We start from the raw sequence: 21314 nt of genomic DNA, 5'->3' as shown, positions 1-21314 counted from the left end.
TCTCGACGCAACGGTGTCAGTCGGGCATTCTTATGGATGTTCATTCGGAGTGATCCTGGAAAACTGAGGTGTGGTAACTCCAGTCTCCTAAATCCGCTCCGAATGGACAACCTCCTGAAAGCTCACAGCTAGCGGGCGCTCAGGCCCGAAAGAATGAGACGCAAACCTAGGCCGCCCATGACGGCACCAGCGGCCCTGTCGATCCAGCCCTTGGCGGCAAGATAGAGACGCCGCGGATGGCGGGCCGAAAAGGCGAAGGCCACGATCGAATACCACCCCGCCTCCACGGCAAAGACGCCGAGCGGCAGCGCGACGATGAGATCGAGCGGCACCGTCCTCGGCAGAAGTGCCGCAAAGAGGCTGGCATAGACGATGATGGTTTTCGGGTTGCTGAGCTGGGTCAGCAGCGCAGTCGTGAAGCTCAATCTCAGCGCGCGGTTGCCGTTGACGGCGTCAGAGACTTCGAGCGGCTGACCGGCGCCCCTCCAGATATTGACCGCGATATAGACGAGATAGGCGCCGCCTGCGACCTTCAGCAGGACATAGAGCCATTCGAACTGAGACAGCAGCGCTGTCAGCCCGGCAAGCGCCAGAACGGCAAAAACGACACCGCCGGCGCCCATGCCGAGTGCGGCCGCAAGGCCATCCAGCCTTGAACGCGAGATGGCGATCCTGGAAACGACGACGAAGCTCGGGCCGGGGCTCATCGCGCCGACGGCCAAGGCTGCCATGATGCTGATGAAAATGCCGGCAGAAGACATCGGAGACCTCGCTTTTGTGTTGAACGCGCGCCAGAGGCACTGCGGTTGCATCCGCGCTTGCCGATGGTCGTCCATCCCGTTTACCAGCTATGCCGGCGGCGGTCACGCGTGTTTGAAGGCCGCGATCGGCCGACGGCCTTTGAGGCAACAGCGTCTCTGCCGAACGCTGCATCCGCTTTCCGGGGCCGGCACAATCGTCAGAACTTGTCTGCCACCTGAATGCCGGCCGGACCGAGAATGACGGCGATCAGCACCGGCAGGAAAAACAGGATCATCGGCACCGTCAGTTTCGGCGGCAGGGCGGCCGCCTTCTTTTCCGCCTCGTTCATGCGTTCGTCGCGCCCTTCCTGGGCGAGAACACGCAGCGCCTGCGCGATCGGCGTGCCGTAGCGATCGGCCTGGACCAGCGCCTGCGTCACCGAGCGTACCAACTCGATCTGGGTACGTGTGGCAAGATTTTCGAGCGCTACGCGGCGATCCGGCAGGAAGGAGAGCTCGGCCGTGGTCAGCACCATCTCCTCGGCGAGCGCCGGCGACTGCTCGCCGAGCTCTTCCGACACACGACGCATCGCGGCCTCGATCGAGATGCCGGATTCGACGCAGATCAGCATCAGGTCCAACGCATCCGGCCATGCGCGCTTGATCGAGTGCTGACGCTTGCCCATGCGGTTCGAGATATAGATGTTCGGCGCATAGAAGCCGAGATAACCGATGCCGATGACGGCGAAGAGGCGGATGCCCATGCCCCTTTCGGCGAGATTGCCGAGGCCGAAGACCCAGAAGGCCGCTAGCGCCAGGAAAAGGAAAGGCAGCAGGAAACGCGCCACCAGGAAGCTATTCAGCGCATTCTCCGAACGGAAACCGGCGGCACGCAGCTTGTTGACCGTGTTTTCGTCGACCAGCGCCTTGCGCAGGTTGAAGCGCTCGACGATCTGACGGACCGAGCGGTTGTTCTGGCTCCTGAGCGAGGCCTTGCCGGCGCCGGTTTCCGTGTTCATGCGGGCACGTTCGCGGGCACGGATCTGCTCGCGCTCTGTGGAAACAGCCTTCATGCGCTTGTTCAGATCGCCGCGCTCGAAGAAGGGAACGGCAATCGTGTAAAAAGTGGCGAAGACGGCGATCGCGACGAGAAGGGCGATCAGCATGCTCGGATTGGTCAGCGTTGCGGCAAGATCCTGCGACATGGTGCTTCCTTCCGGCTAGATGTCAAAATTGACCATGTTGCGCATGACGAAGATGCCGATCGACATCCAGATCGCCGAGACACCCATGATGAAATGGCCGCGCGGATCGGTGAAAAGGATCATCATGTAGTTCGGCGACGTCATGTAGACGAGGGTCGCGACGATGAAGGGCAGAGCCCCGATGATGACAGCCGACGCCTTGGCTTCCATTGAGAGCGCCTGGACCTTGGCCTTCATCTTCCTGCGCTCCCGCAGCACCTTGGAGAGGTTGCCGATCGCTTCCGACAGATTGCCGCCGGCCTGCGACTGGATGGCGATGACGATGGCGAAGAAGTTGACTTCCTGGAGCGGCATGTGGATCGTCATGCGGGCGCAGGCGTCGGGGATACTGAGGCCTACCTGCTGCGCCTCGATCACCCGCAGGAACTCGCTCTTGACCGGCTCGGTGCCTTCGGTGGCGATAAGGCGAATCGCATCGTTGAGCGGCAGGCCTGATTTGATCGAGCGCGTAATGACGTCAAGCGCATTGGGGAGTTCGTTCAAAAACTTGGTTTGGCGGCGCTTGATCAGGAAGCCGACGACCCAGCGCGGCAGGCCGAGACCGGCGACGACGGCGATACCGACCATGACCATCCACGATGCGCCGACGACCAAAGCGACAAGCAGCAGCATGGAGGCGAAGACGGCGCTGATAAGATAAAATTTCGCCGCCGTGATCGTCAGGCCGGCCTGCACCAGCCGCGCTTTCATCGACACGCTCTTCTTGGTCTTTTCGTGCTGGCGCTTTTCCAGATCCTTCAGATTGTCCTGCACCGATTTACGGCGCTTCGACAGCTCTTGCACCCGGTCACGGGCGGCCTTGACCTTGACCCGGTCGCTTTCGGCCGATTTGACGCGATTGATGCGGCTTGCCGATTTCTTGTCGGCCTCGATCTTCGAAAACAACAGGGCATAGGCGACCGCCGCCGCGGAGACGGCGGCGAGGACGACGATTGCCAGGACTATGGGATCGAACCCGAACATCTCGCCTATTCCTTCGTTTTCGCTTCCATCGCGTCGAGGGCGGCGGCAAGACGCTTTTCCTCGTTGAAGTAGCGGGCGCGATCCCAGAAATGCGGCTTGCCGACGCCGGTCGACATGTGCCGGCCGATCAGACGGCCATTCGCATCCTCGCCTTCGATCTCGTAGCGCATCAGATCCTGGGTGATGATGACGTCGCCTTCCATGCCGATCACCTCGGTGATCTGGGTGATGCGGCGTGAACCATCACGAAGGCGCGCCGCCTGAATGACGACGTCGACCGAGCTGGAAATGATCTCGCGCACCGTCTTTGCCGGTAGGGTAAAGCCGCCCATGGCGATCATCGATTCGATACGGCTCAGGCATTCGCGGGGCGTGTTGGCGTGGATGGTGCCCATCGAGCCGTCGTGACCGGTATTCATCGCCTGCAGTAGGTCGAAAACCTCAGGTCCGCGCACTTCGCCGACGATGATGCGCTCGGGGCGCATACGCAGGCAGTTCTTGACCAGATCGCGCATGGTGATCTCGCCCTCGCCTTCGATATTCGGCGGGCGCGTTTCGAGACGGACGACATGCGGCTGCTGCAGCTGCAGTTCGGCGGTATCCTCGCAGGTGATGACGCGCTCGTCCCTGTCGATATAGTTGGTGAGGCAGTTCAGAAGGGTCGTCTTGCCCGAGCCGGTGCCGCCTGAAATGACGACATTGCAGCGCACGCGCCCGATGATCTGCAGCACGGTTGCGCCTTCCGGGGTGATCGCGCCGAAACGGACGAGCTGGTCGAGCGTCAGCTTGTCCTTCTTGAACTTGCGGATGGTGAGCGCCGGCCCGTCGATCGACAGCGGCGGCGCGATGACGTTGACGCGCGAACCATCCGGCAGGCGGGCGTCGCAGATCGGGCTCGATTCGTCGACGCGGCGGCCGACCTGGCTGACGATGCGCTGGCAGATGGAGAGAAGCTGTGCATTGTCGCGGAAGCGGATCTCCGATTCGATCGTCTTGCCGCCGACTTCGATGAAAGTCTGGCCGGCGCCGTTGACCATGATGTCGGCGATGTCGTCGCGCGCCAGCAACGGCTCCAGCGGGCCGTAGCCGAGGACGTCGTTGCAGATATCCTCAAGCAGTTCTTCCTGCTCGGAGATCGACATCGCAAAGTTCTTGATGGTGATGATGTCGTTGACGATGTCGCGGATTTCCTCGCGGGCGCTTTCGCCGTCGAGCTTGGAAAGCTGCGAGAGATCGATCGTGTCGATCAGCGCGGAAAAGACCTGCGCCTTGGTGTCGTAATATTCATCGGTGCGGGCCGGGCGCTTGCGCTGCGGCGTCTGGATCGGCGGTGGCGTCACCTGCTGGCGTGCGGATTCGCGCGAGGGTTCGACCAGAATGGAGGGGGAAGAGGCCGCAGGGGCGGCGGTCGGAGCCGGCGGCGGAGGAGCAATCGCCCCCCCGACCTTTCCGGAACCTTCGTTTCCGCGTTTTCCAAACATGCCACTCAATCCAATCTGCTCGTTCTTGAGCATTTCCCGATCTCTCCGGAGTCACGGAAATGCTCTATCTTTTTGTTTTCACGCAATTCCGGAGGCAAAACCGCTGCCCGCTTTTGCTGGAAATGCTCATCGTCTACTTGCGCTTCAGGAGGCCCAGCAGGCCGCCCTTCTTCGCCTTCTTGATCGCGACACGGCCGGTGACGATGTGCGATATCTGCGAAAAGGTTTCCGCCGTCGGCGACTTCGGGTCGACTTCGGAAATCATCCGGCCGCTGTTGGCAGCGTTGCCGAAAAGACTGATGTCGAAGGGAATGATCGCGATCGGATCGATCTCCAGCGGCTCACAGAAATCCGACGGCGAAATCTCCGGCCGTTTCGGCATGCCGACCTGATTGAGGATGAGATGCGGCGGCCGGTCGTTCGGCCGCATCTTGCGCAGCGCGTCCAGCATGTTCTTGGCGTTGCGCAGATTGGCGAGATCGGGAACCGCTGCGATGACCACCTCGTCGACGCTCGACAGCACCGAGCGCGTCCATTCCGACCATGCATGCGGAACATCGAGCACGGTGACGGGCGCGCTGCGCTGCAGGACGTCGAGCACCGGCTGGAAGGCCTGGCCGTCGAAATCATAGGCACGGTCGAGCAGCGAGGGTGCGGCAAGCAGCGACAGATGCTCGGAGCATTTCGTCAGCAGGCGGTCGAGGAAGACCTCGTCGAGACGATCGGGTGCGAAGACCGCTTCGGCGATGCCCTGGGCCGGATCCTGGTCGAAGTCGATGTTCGCCGTGCCATAGGGCAGGTCGAGATCGGCGAGGATCGTCTCGGTGGAGAAGAGATTGGAAATGCCGAAGGCGCAATTATGCGCGATGGTCGAAGCGCCGGTGCCGCCCTTCGAGCCGATGAAGGCGATGCTGCGGCCGAGCGGCTCGGAGTCCGGATCGACAAAGATCGAGGCCATCGCCGTAAGGATATCGGGCATGGCGACAGGCTGGACCATATATTCGGAAATGCCGTTGCGGATGAGCTCGCGATAAAGGCCGATATCGTTGTAATAGCCGACAATGACGACCTTGGTCGTCGGATCGCAGACGGCGGCAAGCGGCGCGAGTTCGCCGAGCAAGTTCGCGGCATTCGCCTTGGTCTCGAGGATGATGAGGTTCGGAGTCGGGGCGCCGGAAAACATGTTGGCGGCAGCGGCTATTCCGCCGCTGGTGATGCGCATGCTGACTTTCGCGACGCGCCGATCATTGGCGCAACGTTCCATGACCTGCTGCAGGGCCTCGCTCTCGCAGAAGGCATGCACGGAGATGCGCGGCAGCGGCCGCATGTTTTCCAGATCCGCCATGCGCACCGCCTCCTCGGCATTGCGAAGCTCGCTGGGATTCCTGATTTCGTATTCGATCGCGCTCATCGTTCCGTTCCGCCTCAGAATCCGCTGTCGCTGGCATCTTCGATCGTCGTCGTCGTCGTCCGGTATTCCTGGATCGCATTGTTGCGCCGCTGCGCATCGATCGGGGTCATGCCGCGGGGCGCCACCAGATCCTCCGGATTGGCGATCTGGGCGGCAAGGTTGTTCTGCGATGCGCAGCCGAAATTATAGTAATTTTGATTGGTCAAATCGTTCGATATGTCCTTCGGCCATTGACCGCATTGCGTGGTGACCGCGGTGGTGCCGGTAAAGCTCAGCCGGATCGGCGCCGCATCGCCGGGACCGACCGCGGCATAGGAGGTGTTGACGATTTTCGAGCTTGCGATCCCCCTCGATGTCAGCTCGGCGCGGACCTGATTGCGCAGCTGATAGGCTGCCGCCGAATTGGGCGAGCCTTGCGGCGACAGCACGTAGACCGGGCCCGAGGCGCGCGAGATGTAGTTTGCGGCAAAGCCGCGGATGAGGTCGCGCTGGGCGATGGTCAGGCGGCGATCGGTGGAGGCGACGGGTATATCCACCGTCTGCTCCGCTTCCGTGACGATGATCGGGTGGCGGGCACGGTAATCGTCCGGAATGCCGCCGGTCGTCAGCTGGTCATGCGGGCCGGCGCATCCGGAAAGTATCGCCACCGAAATGGCGACCGTGGCAAAAAGCGCCTTCGAGATTCCGAGGCGGGGTGTCGTCACATTCATATGGGCCATCGCCTGATCTCTGTTCTGTGCCATCGCTGCCGCTTGCGCCCCGCTCATTTGTAGATGAACCCGATCGAGCCGTGGAACTGCGCATCGGCGACGGGCGCCTCGCGGCGGCCATAGACCTTGTTGACACGGTTGAGGAAGAAGGTCGCACCGTCATTCTCAGGGCTGAAATTGTCGTCCGGCCGGTTGAGCTGGTTGCGCGCCACCGGGCGTACCAGATAGGGCGTTGCAATGATGACGAGTTCGGTTTCCTGACGCTCGAACCCCTTCTGGCGGAAGAGCGTCCCGAGCAGCGGGATCTTCGAAACGCCGGGTGTGCCGCCCATCGTCTGGGAAACATTGTCGCGGATAAGGCCGGCGAGCGCGATCGAGCCGCCCGAGGGCAGCTCCACCGAGGTCTCCGCAGAACGGCGCTGGTAAGTGGCGTTGCCGCTTCCGGCCACCGGTTCGGAGACGTTGGTCTTGATCTGCAGGCTGATGCGTCCCGATGACAGCACGACCGGTTTGAAGGCGAGGTTGATACCGTAGTTGAACGGGACGACGGTGACGTTGCCGTCGCTGTCGGTCGTCGAATAAAGCTGCTGGCCACCGGAATTGAAGGTCGCGGCCTGACCCGATATCGCCGTCAGCGTCGGTTCGGCGAGCGTCTTGACGACCTTGGCCTGTTCCAGCGCGTTGAGGTAGGTGGAGATATCGTATTTGCCGATCGAGCTCTTGAAGAGCGCCGCCAGGCCGCCGCCGACCGTCGCTGTCGCGCTATCGGCGCTCGGACTGCCGAGCTGGGCGACCGTCATGCCGGAGGAATTGGAAACCAGATTGTCGAAACCGAGCTGTTTCAGCACCTCGCGGCGGACCTCGGCGATCGTCACCTTGAGGGTGACCTGGTCCTCGCCCTCGATCTGCAGGAGGTTGACGACCTGCGAAGTCTGGCGACCTTCGGCAAAGAGCGCCACCGAGCTGTCGCCGCCGGTGCCGGATGCCGTTTCGGTTCTGGTCGTCGCCTCGCCGCCCTTCAGGAAGACCTGCGCCAAATCGGCGGCCTGTGTGGCATCCTGCGGCGTGCGCACCGTGCCGGTCAGCACGATGTTGTCGGAGACGATTTCGACGTTGATGTTGGAGTCGCGAATGAAGCGGCGGAGATTGACTTCGAGACCGGAAACGTCGCGCTCGATCTCGATGTCGAGATTGACGATCTCCTGTCCACCGGCGCCGAAGACGAAGATATTCGTCTGGCCGACCTTCTTGCCGAACAGGTAGATGCGCCGCGAGGTGCGGGTCACGGCATCGGCCATGGTCGGATCGGAGACGAGGATATCATGCGCATCCTCCGGCAGATCGACGACGACGGCCTTGTTGAGCCCGAGCTTCAGCCGGCGATGAGCATTGGAGCCGGTCTGCGAGATACGGACCAGGCTATCGGAATCGGCGCGCGCCTCGCCTGCTCCGAAAAGTGGGACGAAAGGGGTCGGCACTATACCGGAGATGCCGATTGCCAGCGAAAGGCAACCTGTCAGGAGAGGTCCGGCGCGCCGCGTTGAATTGCCCATTTGCTCGTCCCTTACTCCGCCTTCGGCGCGGCGCCGGCATCCGTGACGATGGCGCCCGATTTGATGACCTGGATGATCGCACTGCCGTTGTCGCCGCTCAGCAGATAGTCGGCGGCACTGGTATCCTGCTCCTGCGCATCGGCGACCGAGCGCAGCGCGAGCGACAGGCGGTCCGCCATCTGCTGGGCAACGGCAAGAACCTTCGTTTGATCGGGCGTGAGCTCGAGCGTCGCGGTCGTGCCGACCACCGATTTCGAGCCGTCGTCCTTTTCCTGGATCTGCTGGTCGATGGCGAGGACCCGGACATTGCTCAGCACGGTTTCGGTGATGAGCTTGTCGGCCTCAGCGCCCTTGCGGACCATGATGACGTCGACGCGGTCATTCGGCAGGATGAAGCCGCCCGCACCGGTTGCCACCGATATCTCGGTCGCGACGGCGCGCTTGCCGGCCGGCAACAGCGAGGAGAGGATGCGGCTGCTGGAATCGGCGACCTTTTCCGGCCGGATCGGTTCGCCTTCGAAGATCGGCAGGCGCACGACGGCGCCCTGCAGATCCTTGATCGCATCCGGTTTGTCGGCTTCGGTGATGAGACCCGGGACGACGCCGCCCTGCGGCCAGGCCATCCAATGCATCGACTGGTCGTCCAGCCTTGCGCCGACCGACAGATTGCCACTCGAGACGAGGATGTTGACGGTCGGTTCCTTCTCGACGACCGAGCGGACCTGGGTAACGACACCGCCACTGCCCGCCATGCGCATTGCCAGGAGGCCGGCAAGGCCGGCTGCCGCCACGGCGACAGCTAGGATTATAAGGCGGGCCGGTTTCATCGATCATTCCTCAGGGCACGACATGTTCGCCCTGTAGGATGCTCAGCAATTGGTATAATTATGGTTAATGGAACGCTTACATTTTAAGTTAACGGGCTTTTAAAATGCCGTTTATTTCAGGCTTTCCAGCGCAGCGATGAAGATCGGTGAGGACGGGAAGGCCATATAGCCGCCGATGGCGATGGCGATGCCGTAGGGGATCTTCTTGGCGAGCAGCACCGAGTTCGGCACCGGCAGACCGATGGCGAGGATGGTATTCGATTGCGCCCTCACCAGCAGGATGAGCAAGGTGATGAGGCCGCCGATGATGGCGACATCGATCATCAGGAAAGCGAGGGATTGGTTCAAACCGAACCAGAGCGCGGTGGCGCTTAATAGCTTGGCGTCGCCGCCGCCCATCACAGTGAAAGCAAAAAGAGCAAAGCAGGCGCTAAAGACGATGGCGGCGGCAGCAAGATGCATGCCGATTGCCTGCAGGCCGAGGCCCGAGAACGGCGCCAGCACAAGGAAAGAGGCGATCAGGATCACGGAAATGCGGTTCGGGATCGTCATGGTGAACAGATCCGAGAAAGCCGCCATGGCAAGGCAGAGTGGCAGTATTACGAAGACTGCAGCTGCGATCATGCGTATACCCGATCGTGACTTGATGCGAAAAGGCTCACGGCCGTTCAGCCTGTGAGCCCGCTCGATAAATCGGCCAGATTAAATCCGACCAGCATTATGCAGACGCCGCGTCGGCGCCTATCGTTACTTGGCCGCAGTGGCCGCGCTGCTCATCTTGCCGCTCAGGTTGGTGAACGTGTTGCCGATATTGTTGCCGAGTGCCGTTGCGCCGGTGATGAGCGCTACGGAAATGAGAGCGGCGATCAGGCCGTATTCGATTGCGGTCGCGCCGGATTCGTCCTTCAGAAAACGGCTAAAAAGCTTGGTCATGGTAACTCCTAACTCCAGTTGATGTTCAGCACGTCCGCCAACTGTTTGCCGTTGATCGGATGACTGCAACCTAGCGAATGGCCGTTTCCATCGGCTTAAGGAAAAGAGTTAACGACATGTGAACGAGACAACAGGCCTTTGTAGAGTCAGTATTTTCTTAAGCGCTTCGCTCAATATTTAACGATATTCCCAGAATAACCGCCGCATTCACCCGGAAATAGCACATATTCTGTTTCCAACCGAGGCGTACGCCGCCCCGAAGCCGTACCAAATCGGAGCATTACGCTTCATCCTGGAACAGGGCGGTAGGCTTAAGGCTTCGTTCACCATTTTTTTCCATTCTATGCGGATATTGCGCTGTGATCGTGAAAGAGGACCCAATGTCATCGAGCGGCAAACCCATTTTCTTTGCCGGCATGATCGCCGTTTTCGGTATTTCGGGAGTGTCCGCGGCCGCAGACGATGACATGTTGCGCGTCTACATGGATCACGCGCGCGTGCTGAAGCTCGATCGCCCGGTCAGCAAGGTGATTGTCGGCAATGCCGCGGTCGCCGATGCGACCGTGGCCGACGCCAAGACCATCGTGCTCACGGGACGCAGCTTCGGCACCACCAATCTGGTTCTCCTCGATGCCGACGGCAACGCAATCCTCGACGAACGCATCCTGGTGTCGATCGACGAGGGCAATACGGTGCGCGTCTACCGGCAGACCCAGCGCTCCGTGCTGTCCTGCACGCCGAACTGCGAGCAGCATGCGCAGCAAGCGACCACGGGCACCACCTCGCCTTGATCGGCTTGCCTCCCTTCTTCGACCATTCGTTAAAATGGTCGTGTCAGGTTGAAACGGAAAATCAACGAACGGACCTTAGTCTGACGACTGGAAAATGTCGCTCGGGTCCAGGCAATGACGGTAATTGATCAGAAGACGGATAAGGGGCGCGCTTTTGCGCCGTTCCGTTTCTTACGGTTTCGCGCTCTCGCCCGCTCACGCGAGGGTGCTGCGGCGATCGAATTCGCCCTGCTCGCCATTCCCTATTTCCTGGTGATTTTCGCAATCCTCGAAACTTTCGTCGCCTTCGCCGCCGAGGAACTCGTCTCCAATGCCGTCGATACGATGAGCCGCCGGATGCGAACCGGGCAGATCACATATAATCTCGGCCGCACGACCGATATGAACCAGGCGCAATTCCGCCAGGCTTTCTGCGATGAGATCTCGATCCTGATCCGCTGCTCGGCGACCGAAGTCGCCACACCGAGCAAGCTCTACGTGGATGTACAGACGTTCAGCACCTTTTCGGCCATTCCGACGACGATCCCCAAGGTTTCCACGGACAAATATGCCGACATCAACACGGCTGCCTTCAAATATGCGCCGGGTGGCGCCGGCACGATCAACATGCTGCGCGCTTATTATCGCTGGGAAATCACCGCGGATCTGGTCCGGCCTTACATCACCACGATACGTCCCTCCGACGCTTCGATGCCCAGGCAATATCTGATCGTCGGGACCGCGGCCTTCCAGAACGAGCAGTATCCATAATGGCGTTGCGCAACCCGTTCACCAGACTGGTCCTGACGGCGCGGCGGCTCACCCGCGACCGCAAGGGCGCCGGCGCGATCGAATTCGCGATCCTCTTTCCCGTGCTGGTCATGCTCTATATCGGCGCTTTCGAGATCACGGTCGGCCTCAGCGTCAGCAAGCGCGTGACACGCGCCGCAGGAACGGTGGCCGACCTCGTCACCCAGCAGCAATCCGTCACCAAGAGTGCGCTTGCGCAAATGCCATCGGTCGCAAATGCAATCTTCCTGCCCTACAACACGACGTCGCTGACGATGAAGATCACCGGGATTAGCATCGACGCCGGCGCCAATGCGAAAGTGCTCTGGTCCTGGGCGCAAGACGGGACGGTGCCCTACGCCAAGAACGCCGCGGTGAGCGACGTGCCGTCTGATATGAAGACGGCGGATAGTTTCCTGGTCCGTACCGAGGTCAGCATCCCCTATACGATGTTCCTGTTCGCCCCGAACTTCATGCCGGACGGCATGCGTACGATCACTATCAGCCGCAGTTATTTCTACCGCCAGCGGCAAGGCGACTCGATCCCCTGCGGCGACTGCTGACGGCCCTTCCCGCTCTTCTCTGCTGCATAACCTCCTCAATCGAAATCGATTAGGGAGTTATGCAGCAATTCAAAGTGTTACAGCGCCCTTTGCGCGTCTGAAAAAGACGCGCGGCGCTGTAATTTGCCAAGCCGGCCGCCGCATTATATGGCTGGATCTCGGCCGCCTCCGATATTGCAGAGGCCGGCGATCGGTCCTCTCGGGTGTAAAATGGCGCGTGCCTTTCTTTTTGTTCTGGATTCCTTCGGCGTCGGCGGAGCGCCGGATGCGGCGGCCTATGGCGACGAGGGCGCCGATACGCTTGGCCATATCGCCGAGTTCTGCGCAGCCGGAGCCGCAGACCGCGCCGGATTGCGCGAAGGGCCGCTTTCCTTGCCCAACATGTCGGAACTCGGGCTGATGCACATCGCGCGGTCCGCCTCCGGCCGGTTTCCGGCCGGCATGCCCGTCCCGGAGAAGGTCTACGGCATTTATGGCGCTGCCACTGAAATTTCTCGCGGCAAGGATACGCCATCGGGCCATTGGGAGATCGCGGGAACACCTGTCAGTTTCGATTGGGGTTACTTCCCGATAGAGGGCGACGCCTTTCCTGAGGAATTCATCGACGCGCTATGCAGGGAGGCTGACGTGCCCGGCATCCTCGGCAACTGCCATGCCTCGGGAACGGAGATCATCGCCCGGCTCGGCGAAGACCACATCCGCACCGGCAAGCCGATCTGCTACACCTCCTCGGATTCCGTCTTCCAGGCCGCGGCGCACGAGGTGCATTTCGGCCTCGATCGTCTGATCGCCTTCTGCCGTTTGGCCCGGGGGCTGCTCGATTCCTACAATATCGGCCGCGTCATCGCCCGGCCCTTCATCGGCCAGTCTGCCTCTACCTTCCAGCGGACCGGAAACCGGCGCGACTTTTCCGTGCTGCCGCCGGAGCCGACGCTGCTCGACCGGCTGATCGAGCACGGACGACACGTGCACGCGGTGGGAAAGATCGGCGATATCTTCGCGCATCAGGGGATTTCCAGGGTCATCAAGGCGAACGGCAACGAGGCGCTGATGGATGCGTCGCTCTCGGCGATCGACGAGGCTGAGGATGGCGATCTCGTCTTCACCAATTTCGTCGATTTCGACATGATCTACGGCCATCGCCGCGATGTGCCGGGTTATGCCGCAGCACTCGAAGCTTTCGATGCGCGCTTGCCCGAAGTCCACAAGAAACTGAAACCCGGCGATCTCGTCGTACTCACCGCCGATCATGGCTGCGATCCGACCTGGCGCGGCACGGACCATACGCGCGAGCGCGTGCCTGTTATCGCCTATGGCCCCGGCATCCGGTCGCGTTCAATCGGCGTGCGCCGCAGCTATGCCGATATCGGCGAGAGCATCGCGCGGCATCTCGGCATCCCGACCGGACCGCACGGAAGGAGTTTTCTGTGACATCGCATTTGAAGAAGGTCGAGCTGCACTGCCATCTGGAGGGTGCGGCCCCGCCGGCGCTGACCGCGGCGCAGGCGCGGAAATATGGCGTAGACATCAGCGCACAGCTTCGCGATGGAGCCTATGTCTGGCATGATTTCGCAAGCTTCCTCGAATGTTACGACAAGGTTTCCGAAGTCTACCAAACCGAGGAGGACTATGCGCTTCTGACGGAAACCTATCTCGACGAACTGGCCGGCATCGATACGATCTACAGCGAACTCATCGTTTCGCCCGACCACGGAGACCGCATCGGGCTGGGTGCCGATGCCTATATATCAGGTATCTGCGAAGGCATCCGGCGGGCCAAGGAAAAGAGCGGCATCGAGGCCCGGCTAATCGTCACCGGCGAGCGGCATTTCGGTCCGGAGAGCGTGATCGGTGCTGCCGAATATGCGGCAAAGGCCGGCAATCCCTTGATTACCGGCTTCAACCTTGCCGGCGAAGAGCGCATGGGCCGTGTGGCCGACTATGCCCGCGCCTTCGATATCGCCCGCGATGCCGGCCTCGGGCTCACCATCCATGCCGGCGAGGTCTGCGGCGCCTTCAGCGTCGCCGACGCGCTCGATGCGGTGCGCCCCTCGCGCATCGGCCATGGCGTGCGCGCCGTCGAGGATCCCGATCTGGTGAAGCGGCTTGCCGATCTCGGCACCGTGCTCGAGATCTGCCCGGGCTCCAATATCGCGCTCGGGGTCTTTCCCGATTTCGCCTCCCATCCGCTGCGCCGGCTGAAGGACGCAGGCGTGCGGGTGACGATCAGCTCGGACGATCCGCCTTTCTTTCATACTTCGCTCAAGCGGGAATACGAACTTGCGGCCGGGACCTTCGGCTTCGGCGACGCCGAGATCGATGCCATGACGCGCACGGCGATCGAAGCCGCCTTCGTCGACGATGAGACACGCAAGGCCCTGCTCGCCCGAATCTGAGGGTTAGAGGCTGGGGAAGATCGACGCAAATTGGCCGCCACTCTTGCGGTCGGGCCGATTTCCGTGAAAGAAACATTCGATAGAAAGAATGAAAGGCTTCCCCATGGACGGCGTCACGGTCATCGATCATCCGCTTGTGCAGCACAAGCTCACCATCATGCGGCGCAAGGAGACATCGACGGGAAGTTTCCGGCGCTTGCTGCGCGAAATCTCGACGCTGCTCTGCTACGAGGTGACCCGCGATCTCGAGCTGACGATGGAAACGATCGAGACGCCGCTGCAGACGATGGAATCGCCGATCCTCGAAGGCAAGAAGCTGGTTTTCGCCTCGATCCTGCGCGCCGGCAACGGGCTGCTCGAAGGCATGCTCGATCTCGTGCCGTCCGCCCGCGTCTCGCATATCGGCGTCTACCGCGACCACGAAACGCTGCAGCCGGTCGAATATTACTTCAAGGCGCCGGAGGACGTGGCCGAGCGGCTGATCATCGTCGTCGACCCGATGCTTGCGACCGGCAACTCCTCGATCGCGGCGATCGACAAGCTCAAGGAACGCGGCGCCCACAATATCCGCTTCCTCTGCCTGCTTGCCGCCCCGGAAGGTATCCGCAACTTCCGCGCCGCGCATCCCGATGTTCCGGTCTTCACTGCATCGATCGATAGTCATCTCAACGAGAAGGGCTATATTATGCCCGGCCTCGGCGATGCTGGCGACCGCATGTACGGCACCAAGTAATTTCAGCCTTCCTTTACCAAATCGAAAGACTTTACGGCCCGGAGGTTCATTCCGGGCCTTTTGGCGTCGACATTAGCAACTTATCAGCACTTGAGGTTTAGCAAGCTGGAAGCATGAGTCCCTGCATGAAGCCGGGTTTATACAGGAAGGATTTCTGTTTCATGCTCGTGCGTACCGTCCTATTCGCCAGCATCGCCGCGGTGCTCGCCACACAGGTGCCTTCCTTCTTTGGAAGCACCAGCCAGCAGCCCGCTGACGCTCTCTCCGCCAATTACGTATCGACCGAAACCGAGCAGCCGGTCGCACCGGAGCCGATCTACGGCAGCAATACGATCCGCCTGCGGGCCGATGCGCAGGGCCACTATACCGGCAGCTTCAAGATCAACGGCAAGCCGGTGCAGGGCCTGATCGATACCGGCGCCACCTATGTGGCGCTCAACGAGACGCTCGCCCGCCGGCTGGGCTTCACCGCCAACCAACTCGATTTCCGTTACGGGGTGAACACCGCGAACGGCCAGACGAAGGCCGCGCATGTGACACTCGACCGCGTCGAGATCGGCGGTATTCGCGTACGGAATGTCGAAGCCTTCGTCCTGAAGGACGATGCGCTGACGACGACACTGGTGGGCATGAGCTTCCTGCAGAAGCTCGCCTCCTATTCCGTCGCCGACGGTTCGCTCAGCCTCAAGCAGTAAACCGCGTCAGATCAGGCCCGCAATGACCGGTGTCAGCTCCGGCTTGTCCTCGGTAATGCGGTAGTGCGCGGCAAGTGCTGCAGCTGCCCGTTCCGCCGCGGCTTCGTCGGCGGCGTGAACGAGAGCGATTGGTTCGCCCGCGTTTACGCGGGTGCCGAGCGGCAGGAGTTCGGAAAAGCCGACGCGATGGTCGATCCGGTCGGCCGGATGGCGTCTTCCGCCGCCGAGGTCGATGACACTGACGCCGATACCGCGCGCATCGCAGGCAGCAAGCCAGCCGGACCGGGCAGCCGGGACAGGCTTTTCGACCGGCGCCCTTGCCAGGTATCGGTCGGGGTTTTCGATGAGATCGGCCGGGCCGCCGAGCATCGATACCATACGCGCGAAGACTTCAGCCGCCTTTCCCGATGACAGCGCTTGACGCGCCATTCCCTCGGCTTCATCAGCCGAAGCGGCAACGCCGGATTTCACCAGCATCTCGGCGGCGAAGGCAAGAACGACGGTCTCAAGCCGCGTGTCCGCCTTTCTGCCCGCCAGGAAATCCAGGCAGTTGCGCATCTCGACGGCATTGCCCGCACTATCGGCAAGCGGCTGGTTCATGTCGGTGATCAGGGCCGAGGTCTTCACGCCTGCGCCATTGGCCACCTCAACCAGCGACCGCGCGAGGATCTCTGCCTGGTCGCGGTCAGCCATGAAAGCGCCGTTGCCGACCTTGACGTCAAGCACCAGCGTCTCAAGCCCCGCCGCAAGTTTCTTCGAGAGAATAGAAGCGGTGATGAGGGGAATGGAATCGACGGTGGCGGTCACATCGCGCACAGCATAGAGCCTGCCGTCGGCGGGCGCCAAGGTGCCGGTCTGACCGATGATGGCGCATCCCGCCTCCTTCACGACCTTGTGGAACAGGTCCGCGTCCGGGGTGATCATATAGCCGGGAATGGATTCGAGCTTATCCAGCGTGCCGCCGGTATGGCCGAGGCCGCGCCCGGAGATCATCGGAACGGCGAGGCCGCAAGCGGCGGCGATCGGCGCCAGCATCAGCGAAACATTGTCGCCGACCCCGCCGGTCGAATGTTTGTCGGCGATCGGGCGGTCGATATCGGTCCACTGCAACCTGTCGCCGGAATCGGCCATCGCCAGCGTCAAGGCCACGATTTCGGCCCGCGACATGCCCTTGAACCAGACAGCCATGGCGAATGCGCCGATCTGGCCTTCCGACAATCGACCGGCAGCGAGTGCCGCGATGAAGGAGCTGATTTCGGCGGCGTCGAGTTCGCCGCCATCGCGCTTACGCCGAATGATCTCCTGCGGAATCATTTCAGTAGCTCGACGCCGCAGCCGGTGCCGACTGTGCTCCGCTCAGAACCGACAGGATATCGTCGAGCAGGTCGGAAGCGCCGAAGCGGAACGTCGACGGCATTGCCCAGTCCGGTGTCATGATGGTTTCGGCAAGGCTCAGATAGAGTGCGGCATCGGCCACCGAGCCGATACCGCCGGCCGGCTTGAAGCCGACCTTGCGGCCGCTTTCGCGGATAGCGCGGATCATGATGTCGGCGGCTTCGAGCGTCGCATTGACGGCGACCTTGCCGGTGGAGGTCTTGATGAAATCGGCGCCGGCTTCGATGGCGAGTTCGGAGGCACGGCGGATCAATGCCGCATCCTTCAGCTCGCCAGTCTCGATGATGACCTTCAGCAGGACGGGGCCGGCGCATTCGGCGCGCACGGCCCTGACCATGTCGGTCACCGCCTTCTCATTGCCGGCGAGCAGCTTGCGGTAGGGGATGACCAGATCGATCTCATCGGCGCCATCGGCAATCGCCTCGCGGGCTTCAGCGGCGACATCGGCGACTTCCATATCGCCGGAGGGGAGGTTGACGACGGTCGCGATACGCACGGCGTGCGCAGTGCCAAGGATATTGCGGGCCTGAGCGACGAACCGCGGCCAGATGCAGATCGCAGCGCTGCTGCCGTAGGGCGTCTGCGCACGGGCGCAGAGCGCTTCGATCTGCGCCTCGGTGCAATCATCCCTCAAATTGGTAAGATCGAGAAGAGAAAGGGCGACAGCCGCCGTCTCCCGGTTGGAATGGCTATTCATCTTCGCTTCCTCTCGAGCATGATGCCGAAAAGTGTGAGCGGTTTTCGGACGACATCATGCTCTCACGATATAATGCAGAACAGGATTCAGATTTTAGGCCGACCCGGCCTAAAATCATCCTGTTCCAGCCGCAATCATGTCTTTCAATATGGCGGCGAGACGGGCGCCGCCGATGGGCGCCATGTCCTTGGTTTCTTCATGGCTGAGCTCATTGCCGGTCATGCCTGCCCCATAGTTGGTGATAACGGAGGCGGCTGCAATCCTCAGGCCCAGCATTCTTGCGATGATGACCTCGGGCACCGTCGACATGCCGACGGCATCGGCACCAAGGATGCGCGCCATGCGGATTTCGGCCGGCGTTTCGAAGCTTGGACCGGAGAACCACATATAGACACCTTGCGCCAGCTCGATTTTAAGCTTTGCCGCTGCCCTCTGCATCGCCGCGGCAAGGCCTGAATCATAGGCGCTGGTCATGCCGACGAAACGATGATCGCTTTCCTCGCCGATCAGCGGGTTCATGCCGGAATAGTTGATGTGATCGGTGATCTGCATCACCGAGCCGGGCGGCAGGTCGTCGCGTAGCGATCCGGCGGAATTGGTCAGGATCAGCGCTTCGACACCGAGCGCCTTCAGCACCTCGATCGGCAGGCGCATGGCGTTGGCATCGCCCTTTTCGTAATAATGCACGCGGCCGGAGAGCATGACGACAGGCACGCCGCCGAGGCGGCCGGCGACGACTTCGCCTGCATGGCCGGATACGGCGCTGACGGGAAAGCCCGGCAGGTCGCGATAGGGAACACGCACGGCGCCGTCGAGCTCACCGACGAGGGAGCCGAGACCGGAGCCAAGGACGATGCCGTGGCGCGGCTTGATCCCGCCGAGCAGCGCGGCGAGCAGGTTGACTGTCGCCTTCATCCGAGTTCGGTCTCGAAACTGAAGGGAAGAAGCTCTTCCATCGTCATGGTTTTCTTCACGCCTGCTTCATCGCAGAGGTAGATCTTCGTCTCCTTGGAGGCGAATTCGGAGATCTTCTGGCGGCAGCCGCCGCAGGGCGGGCAGAGCGGCAGTTTCTCGGCAATGACGGCCATTTCGACGATTTTCTTCGCGCCGCCCATGATCATGGCGCCGATCGCCGTCGGCTCGGCGCACCATCCTTGCGGGAAGGAGAGGTTTTCGATGTTGGCGCCGGTATAGACCTTACCGTCCTCGGCGCGGATCGCGGCGCCGACCGGAAATTTCGAATAGGGCGCATGGGCAAAGGCCATAGCGCCGCGGGCGGCTTCGAACAGATCGTGAGACATATCAACGCTCCTTCGTATAAGGCACGCCACCGGCTTTCGGTGGGGTCGCGACGCCGATGAAGCCGGCAAGCAGGACGCAGGTGAGGACATAGGGCAGCGCCTGGAAGACCTGAACCGGCACTTCGCCGATCAGCGGCACCTGCTTGCCCTGCATGAAATTTGCCAGCGCATCGAGGAAGCCGAAGAGCAGGCAGGCAAACATGACGGGCACCGGCTTCCACTTGGCGAAGACCAGAGCGGCGAGCGCGATATAACCCTTGCCGGCCGACATGTCCTTGATGAAGGCGGCGGACTGGGCGATGGCCAGATAGGTGCCGGCAAAGCCGCAGAGAATGCCGGCGCACATGACGGCGCGGTAACGCAGCCAGGCAACCGAAATACCGGCCGTATCGACCGCGCCCGGATTTTCGCCAACGGCGCGGAGCCGCAGGCCGAAGCGTGTGCGGTAAAGCACCCACCAGGAAAACGGCACGGCGAGGAAGGCTAGGTAGGTGAGGATATTGTTGCCTGATATGACATTGGCATAGAGCGGGCCGATGATCGGTATGTCGCGGGCGGCATCGGCGCCCGGCAGGATGATCGGCGCAAAGCGCGAATCCGGCGCCAGCTGCGGCGTGCGCCCGCCCTGGCCGAACCAGGCCTGACCGAGCACGATGGTGATGCCGGCGATGAAGAAGTTGATGGCGACGCCGGAGACGATCTGGTTGCCACGGTTGGTGATCGAGGCGAAACCGTGCACCAGGCTCAGCGCCACCGAGCAGAGGATGCCGGCACCGAGCCCGAGCCATGCCGAATCGGTGAGATAGGCAACGCAGGCGGCAGCAAAGGCCGAGCCCAGCATCTTGCCCTCGAGGCCGATATCGAAGATGCCGGCTCGTTCCGAAAACAGACCGGCAAGGGCGGTGAAGATCAGCGGGATCGACAGGCGGATGGTCGAACTCAGAACGCTGATGAAGATGTCATAATAATCCATCGCCCGCTCCTTAACCGCGCTTGAACTGTTGGTAGAGGCGCACCATCGCCGGCCGGAACATGTATTCCAGCGCGCCGGCAAAGAGGATCACCAGACCCTGGATGACGAGGATCATCTCGCGGGTGATATTCGGCATTTCGAAGGAGATCCAGTCGCCGCCCTGGTAGAGGATACCGAAGAGGATCGCGGCCATGATGATGCCGAGCGGATGGTTGCGGCCCATCAGCGAGACGGCGATGCCGACGAAGCCGGCACCACCGACGAATTCCACCTGCAGACGGGCCGACGAGCCCATGACGGGGTTCAGCGCCATCATGCCGGCGAGCGCACCGGAGAGCAGCATGGCGATGATCACGGTGCGGGCATAGGGGATGCCGGCATAGGCCGCCGCCGTCGGGCTGACGCCCAGCGTGCGCATCTCGAAACCGAGCTTGGTGCGCCAGACGAGCAGCCAGACGAGGTAGCTGACGACGAGCGCAATGATGAAGGAGACGTTGAACGGAGCAGCACCCAGCTTGGCGCCGAACAGCTGCATGACCCAGCCGAGCTTCGGCAATTGACCGCCTTCGAGGAAGGTGCGGGTTTCCGGCGCCATTTTGCCCGGCACGATCAGCACATGCACCAGAAGGTACACCATCAGTGCCGCGCCGATATAATTGAACATGATCGTCGTGATGACGATGTGGCTGCCGCGTTTTGCCTGCAGGAAGGCTGGGATGAAGGCCCAGGCTGCGCCGAACAGGCCGGCGCCGGCGACGGCGATCGGCATCGTCACATACCACGGCACGTAACGATCGAGCGCCAGCGCCACCAGCGCGCAGCCGAGGCCGCCGACATAGGCCTGGCCTTCGGAACCGATGTTGAAGAGGCCGGCATGGATGGCCACCGCGACGGAGAGCCCGGTGAAGATGAAGCTCGTCGCATAATACAGCGTGAAGCCGATGCCTTCGCCATTGCCGAGCGCGCCCTGGATCAGCAGCGACAGCGCATCGAGCGGGCTCTCGCCGATCAGCCAGACAACGAAGCCGGAGATCAGGAAGGCGACGGTGAGGTTCAAAAGCGGGATGAGGCCGTAGTTGATCCAGTTTGGTAGTGGAACGGAAGCAGTGCTCATAAAGG

General features: G+C 61.7%; 23 protein-coding genes. 7 read left to right on the top strand and 16 right to left on the bottom strand.

The annotated features are described in order from the left end of the window. Positions 1 to 128: 128 nt before the first annotated feature. The 10 genes from B5P46_RS32785 to B5P46_RS32740 form a co-directional block, all read right to left on the bottom strand. Positions 129 to 761 carry a LysE family translocator gene (locus B5P46_RS32785; RefSeq protein ID WP_129422346.1) on the bottom strand — a complete coding sequence of 211 codons (633 nt, stop codon included), beginning with the start codon at positions 759 to 761 and terminating at the stop codon, positions 129 to 131. Between the two features lie 197 nt (positions 762 to 958). Then, complete coding sequence (locus B5P46_RS32780; protein WP_129422345.1) at positions 959 to 1945, bottom strand: type II secretion system F family protein; 987 nt, start codon at positions 1943 to 1945, stop codon at positions 959 to 961. A 15-nt stretch (positions 1946 to 1960) separates the two neighbouring features. After that, positions 1961 to 2968 (bottom strand): type II secretion system F family protein, encoded by a 1008-nt coding sequence (locus B5P46_RS32775; RefSeq protein ID WP_129422344.1) that lies wholly within the window; start codon positions 2966 to 2968, stop codon positions 1961 to 1963. 5 nt (positions 2969 to 2973) lie between these two features. Continuing rightward, complete coding sequence (locus tag B5P46_RS32770) at positions 2974 to 4449, bottom strand: CpaF family protein (RefSeq protein ID WP_129422343.1); 1476 nt, start codon at positions 4447 to 4449, stop codon at positions 2974 to 2976. Between the two features lie 133 nt (positions 4450 to 4582). Beyond that, positions 4583 to 5860 carry an AAA family ATPase gene (locus tag B5P46_RS32765; RefSeq protein ID WP_129422342.1) on the bottom strand — a complete coding sequence of 426 codons (1278 nt, stop codon included), beginning with the start codon at positions 5858 to 5860 and terminating at the stop codon, positions 4583 to 4585. Between the two features lie 14 nt (positions 5861 to 5874). Then, complete coding sequence (locus B5P46_RS32760; protein WP_129422341.1) at positions 5875 to 6627, bottom strand: CpaD family pilus assembly protein; 753 nt, start codon at positions 6625 to 6627, stop codon at positions 5875 to 5877. After that, a complete protein-coding gene (locus tag B5P46_RS32755) occupies positions 6624 to 8123 on the bottom strand; it encodes a type II and III secretion system protein family protein (RefSeq protein ID WP_129422340.1) in 1500 nt (499 codons plus the stop codon). Before B5P46_RS32755 ends, B5P46_RS32760 begins: the two co-directional genes overlap by 4 nt. An 11-nt stretch (positions 8124 to 8134) precedes the next feature. Next, positions 8135 to 8950, bottom strand: coding sequence for a Flp pilus assembly protein CpaB (gene cpaB / locus B5P46_RS32750; protein WP_129422339.1), 816 nt, complete (start codon positions 8948 to 8950; stop codon positions 8135 to 8137). Between the two features lie 111 nt (positions 8951 to 9061). Continuing rightward, on the bottom strand, positions 9062 to 9574 hold the full coding sequence (locus B5P46_RS32745) for an A24 family peptidase (protein WP_129422338.1): 513 nt from the start codon (positions 9572 to 9574) through the stop codon (positions 9062 to 9064). A gap of 123 nt (positions 9575 to 9697) precedes the next feature. Continuing rightward, on the bottom strand, positions 9698 to 9883 hold the full coding sequence (locus B5P46_RS32740; protein WP_049734173.1) for a Flp family type IVb pilin: 186 nt from the start codon (positions 9881 to 9883) through the stop codon (positions 9698 to 9700). A gap of 380 nt (positions 9884 to 10263) precedes the next feature. Between B5P46_RS32740 and B5P46_RS32735 the strand changes: the two genes are divergently transcribed. The 7 genes from B5P46_RS32735 (at position 10264) to B5P46_RS32705 (ending at position 15829) form a co-directional block, all read left to right on the top strand. Next, positions 10264 to 10674: a pilus assembly protein N-terminal domain-containing protein gene (locus tag B5P46_RS32735; RefSeq protein ID WP_129422337.1), complete on the top strand. Its 411-nt coding sequence runs from the start codon at positions 10264 to 10266 to the stop codon at positions 10672 to 10674. Positions 10675 to 10788: 114 nt separating this feature from the next. Next, positions 10789 to 11424 (top strand): TadE/TadG family type IV pilus assembly protein, encoded by a 636-nt coding sequence (locus B5P46_RS32730; protein WP_129422336.1) that lies wholly within the window; start codon positions 10789 to 10791, stop codon positions 11422 to 11424. Then, complete coding sequence (locus tag B5P46_RS32725) at positions 11424 to 12005, top strand: TadE/TadG family type IV pilus assembly protein (RefSeq protein WP_129422335.1); 582 nt, start codon at positions 11424 to 11426, stop codon at positions 12003 to 12005. Before B5P46_RS32730 ends, B5P46_RS32725 begins: the two co-directional genes overlap by 1 nt. A gap of 210 nt (positions 12006 to 12215) precedes the next feature. Then, complete coding sequence (locus B5P46_RS32720) at positions 12216 to 13436, top strand: phosphopentomutase (protein WP_129422334.1); 1221 nt, start codon at positions 12216 to 12218, stop codon at positions 13434 to 13436. Continuing rightward, positions 13433 to 14401 (top strand): adenosine deaminase, encoded by a 969-nt coding sequence (locus tag B5P46_RS32715; RefSeq protein WP_129422333.1) that lies wholly within the window; start codon positions 13433 to 13435, stop codon positions 14399 to 14401. The genes B5P46_RS32720 and B5P46_RS32715 overlap by 4 nt, the downstream gene beginning before the upstream one ends. Before the next feature lie 103 nt (positions 14402 to 14504). Further along, positions 14505 to 15134 (top strand): uracil phosphoribosyltransferase, encoded by a 630-nt coding sequence (gene upp / locus B5P46_RS32710; RefSeq protein ID WP_003544477.1) that lies wholly within the window; start codon positions 14505 to 14507, stop codon positions 15132 to 15134. A 125-nt stretch (positions 15135 to 15259) separates the two neighbouring features. Next, the gene (locus tag B5P46_RS32705; protein ID WP_129422332.1) at positions 15260 to 15829 is read left to right on the top strand and encodes a TIGR02281 family clan AA aspartic protease; all 570 of its coding nucleotides are present in this window, start codon (positions 15260 to 15262) and stop codon (positions 15827 to 15829) included. A gap of 6 nt (positions 15830 to 15835) precedes the next feature. Here B5P46_RS32705 and deoA read toward each other — a convergent pair whose 3' ends face one another. The 6 genes from deoA to B5P46_RS32675 all read right to left on the bottom strand — a co-directional run bounded on the left by deoA (position 15836) and on the right by B5P46_RS32675 (position 21309). After that, positions 15836 to 17143 (bottom strand): thymidine phosphorylase, encoded by a 1308-nt coding sequence (deoA, locus tag B5P46_RS32700; protein ID WP_129422331.1) that lies wholly within the window; start codon positions 17141 to 17143, stop codon positions 15836 to 15838. A gap of 1 nt (position 17144) precedes the next feature. Next, positions 17145 to 17921, bottom strand: coding sequence for a deoxyribose-phosphate aldolase (deoC, locus tag B5P46_RS32695; RefSeq protein ID WP_129422330.1), 777 nt, complete (start codon positions 17919 to 17921; stop codon positions 17145 to 17147). Between the two features lie 114 nt (positions 17922 to 18035). Continuing rightward, the gene (locus B5P46_RS32690; protein ID WP_129422329.1) at positions 18036 to 18836 is read right to left on the bottom strand and encodes a purine-nucleoside phosphorylase; all 801 of its coding nucleotides are present in this window, start codon (positions 18834 to 18836) and stop codon (positions 18036 to 18038) included. Beyond that, positions 18833 to 19222, bottom strand: a complete 390-nt coding sequence (locus tag B5P46_RS32685; RefSeq protein WP_003544464.1) for a cytidine deaminase — start codon at positions 19220 to 19222, stop codon at positions 18833 to 18835. Before B5P46_RS32685 ends, B5P46_RS32690 begins: the two co-directional genes overlap by 4 nt. 1 nt (position 19223) lies before the next feature. Further along, complete coding sequence (locus B5P46_RS32680; protein ID WP_028740642.1) at positions 19224 to 20195, bottom strand: ABC transporter permease; 972 nt, start codon at positions 20193 to 20195, stop codon at positions 19224 to 19226. 10 nt (positions 20196 to 20205) lie between these two features. Next, positions 20206 to 21309 carry an ABC transporter permease gene (locus B5P46_RS32675; protein WP_129422328.1) on the bottom strand — a complete coding sequence of 368 codons (1104 nt, stop codon included), beginning with the start codon at positions 21307 to 21309 and terminating at the stop codon, positions 20206 to 20208. Positions 21310 to 21314: the final 5 nt, after the last annotated feature.

Origin of the sequence: Rhizobium leguminosarum, assembly GCF_004123835.1 — a bacterium.
Taxonomy (GTDB): Bacteria; Pseudomonadota; Alphaproteobacteria; order Rhizobiales; family Rhizobiaceae; genus Rhizobium; species Rhizobium leguminosarum_M.
This window is presented reverse-complemented; position numbering and strand designations above follow the sequence as displayed.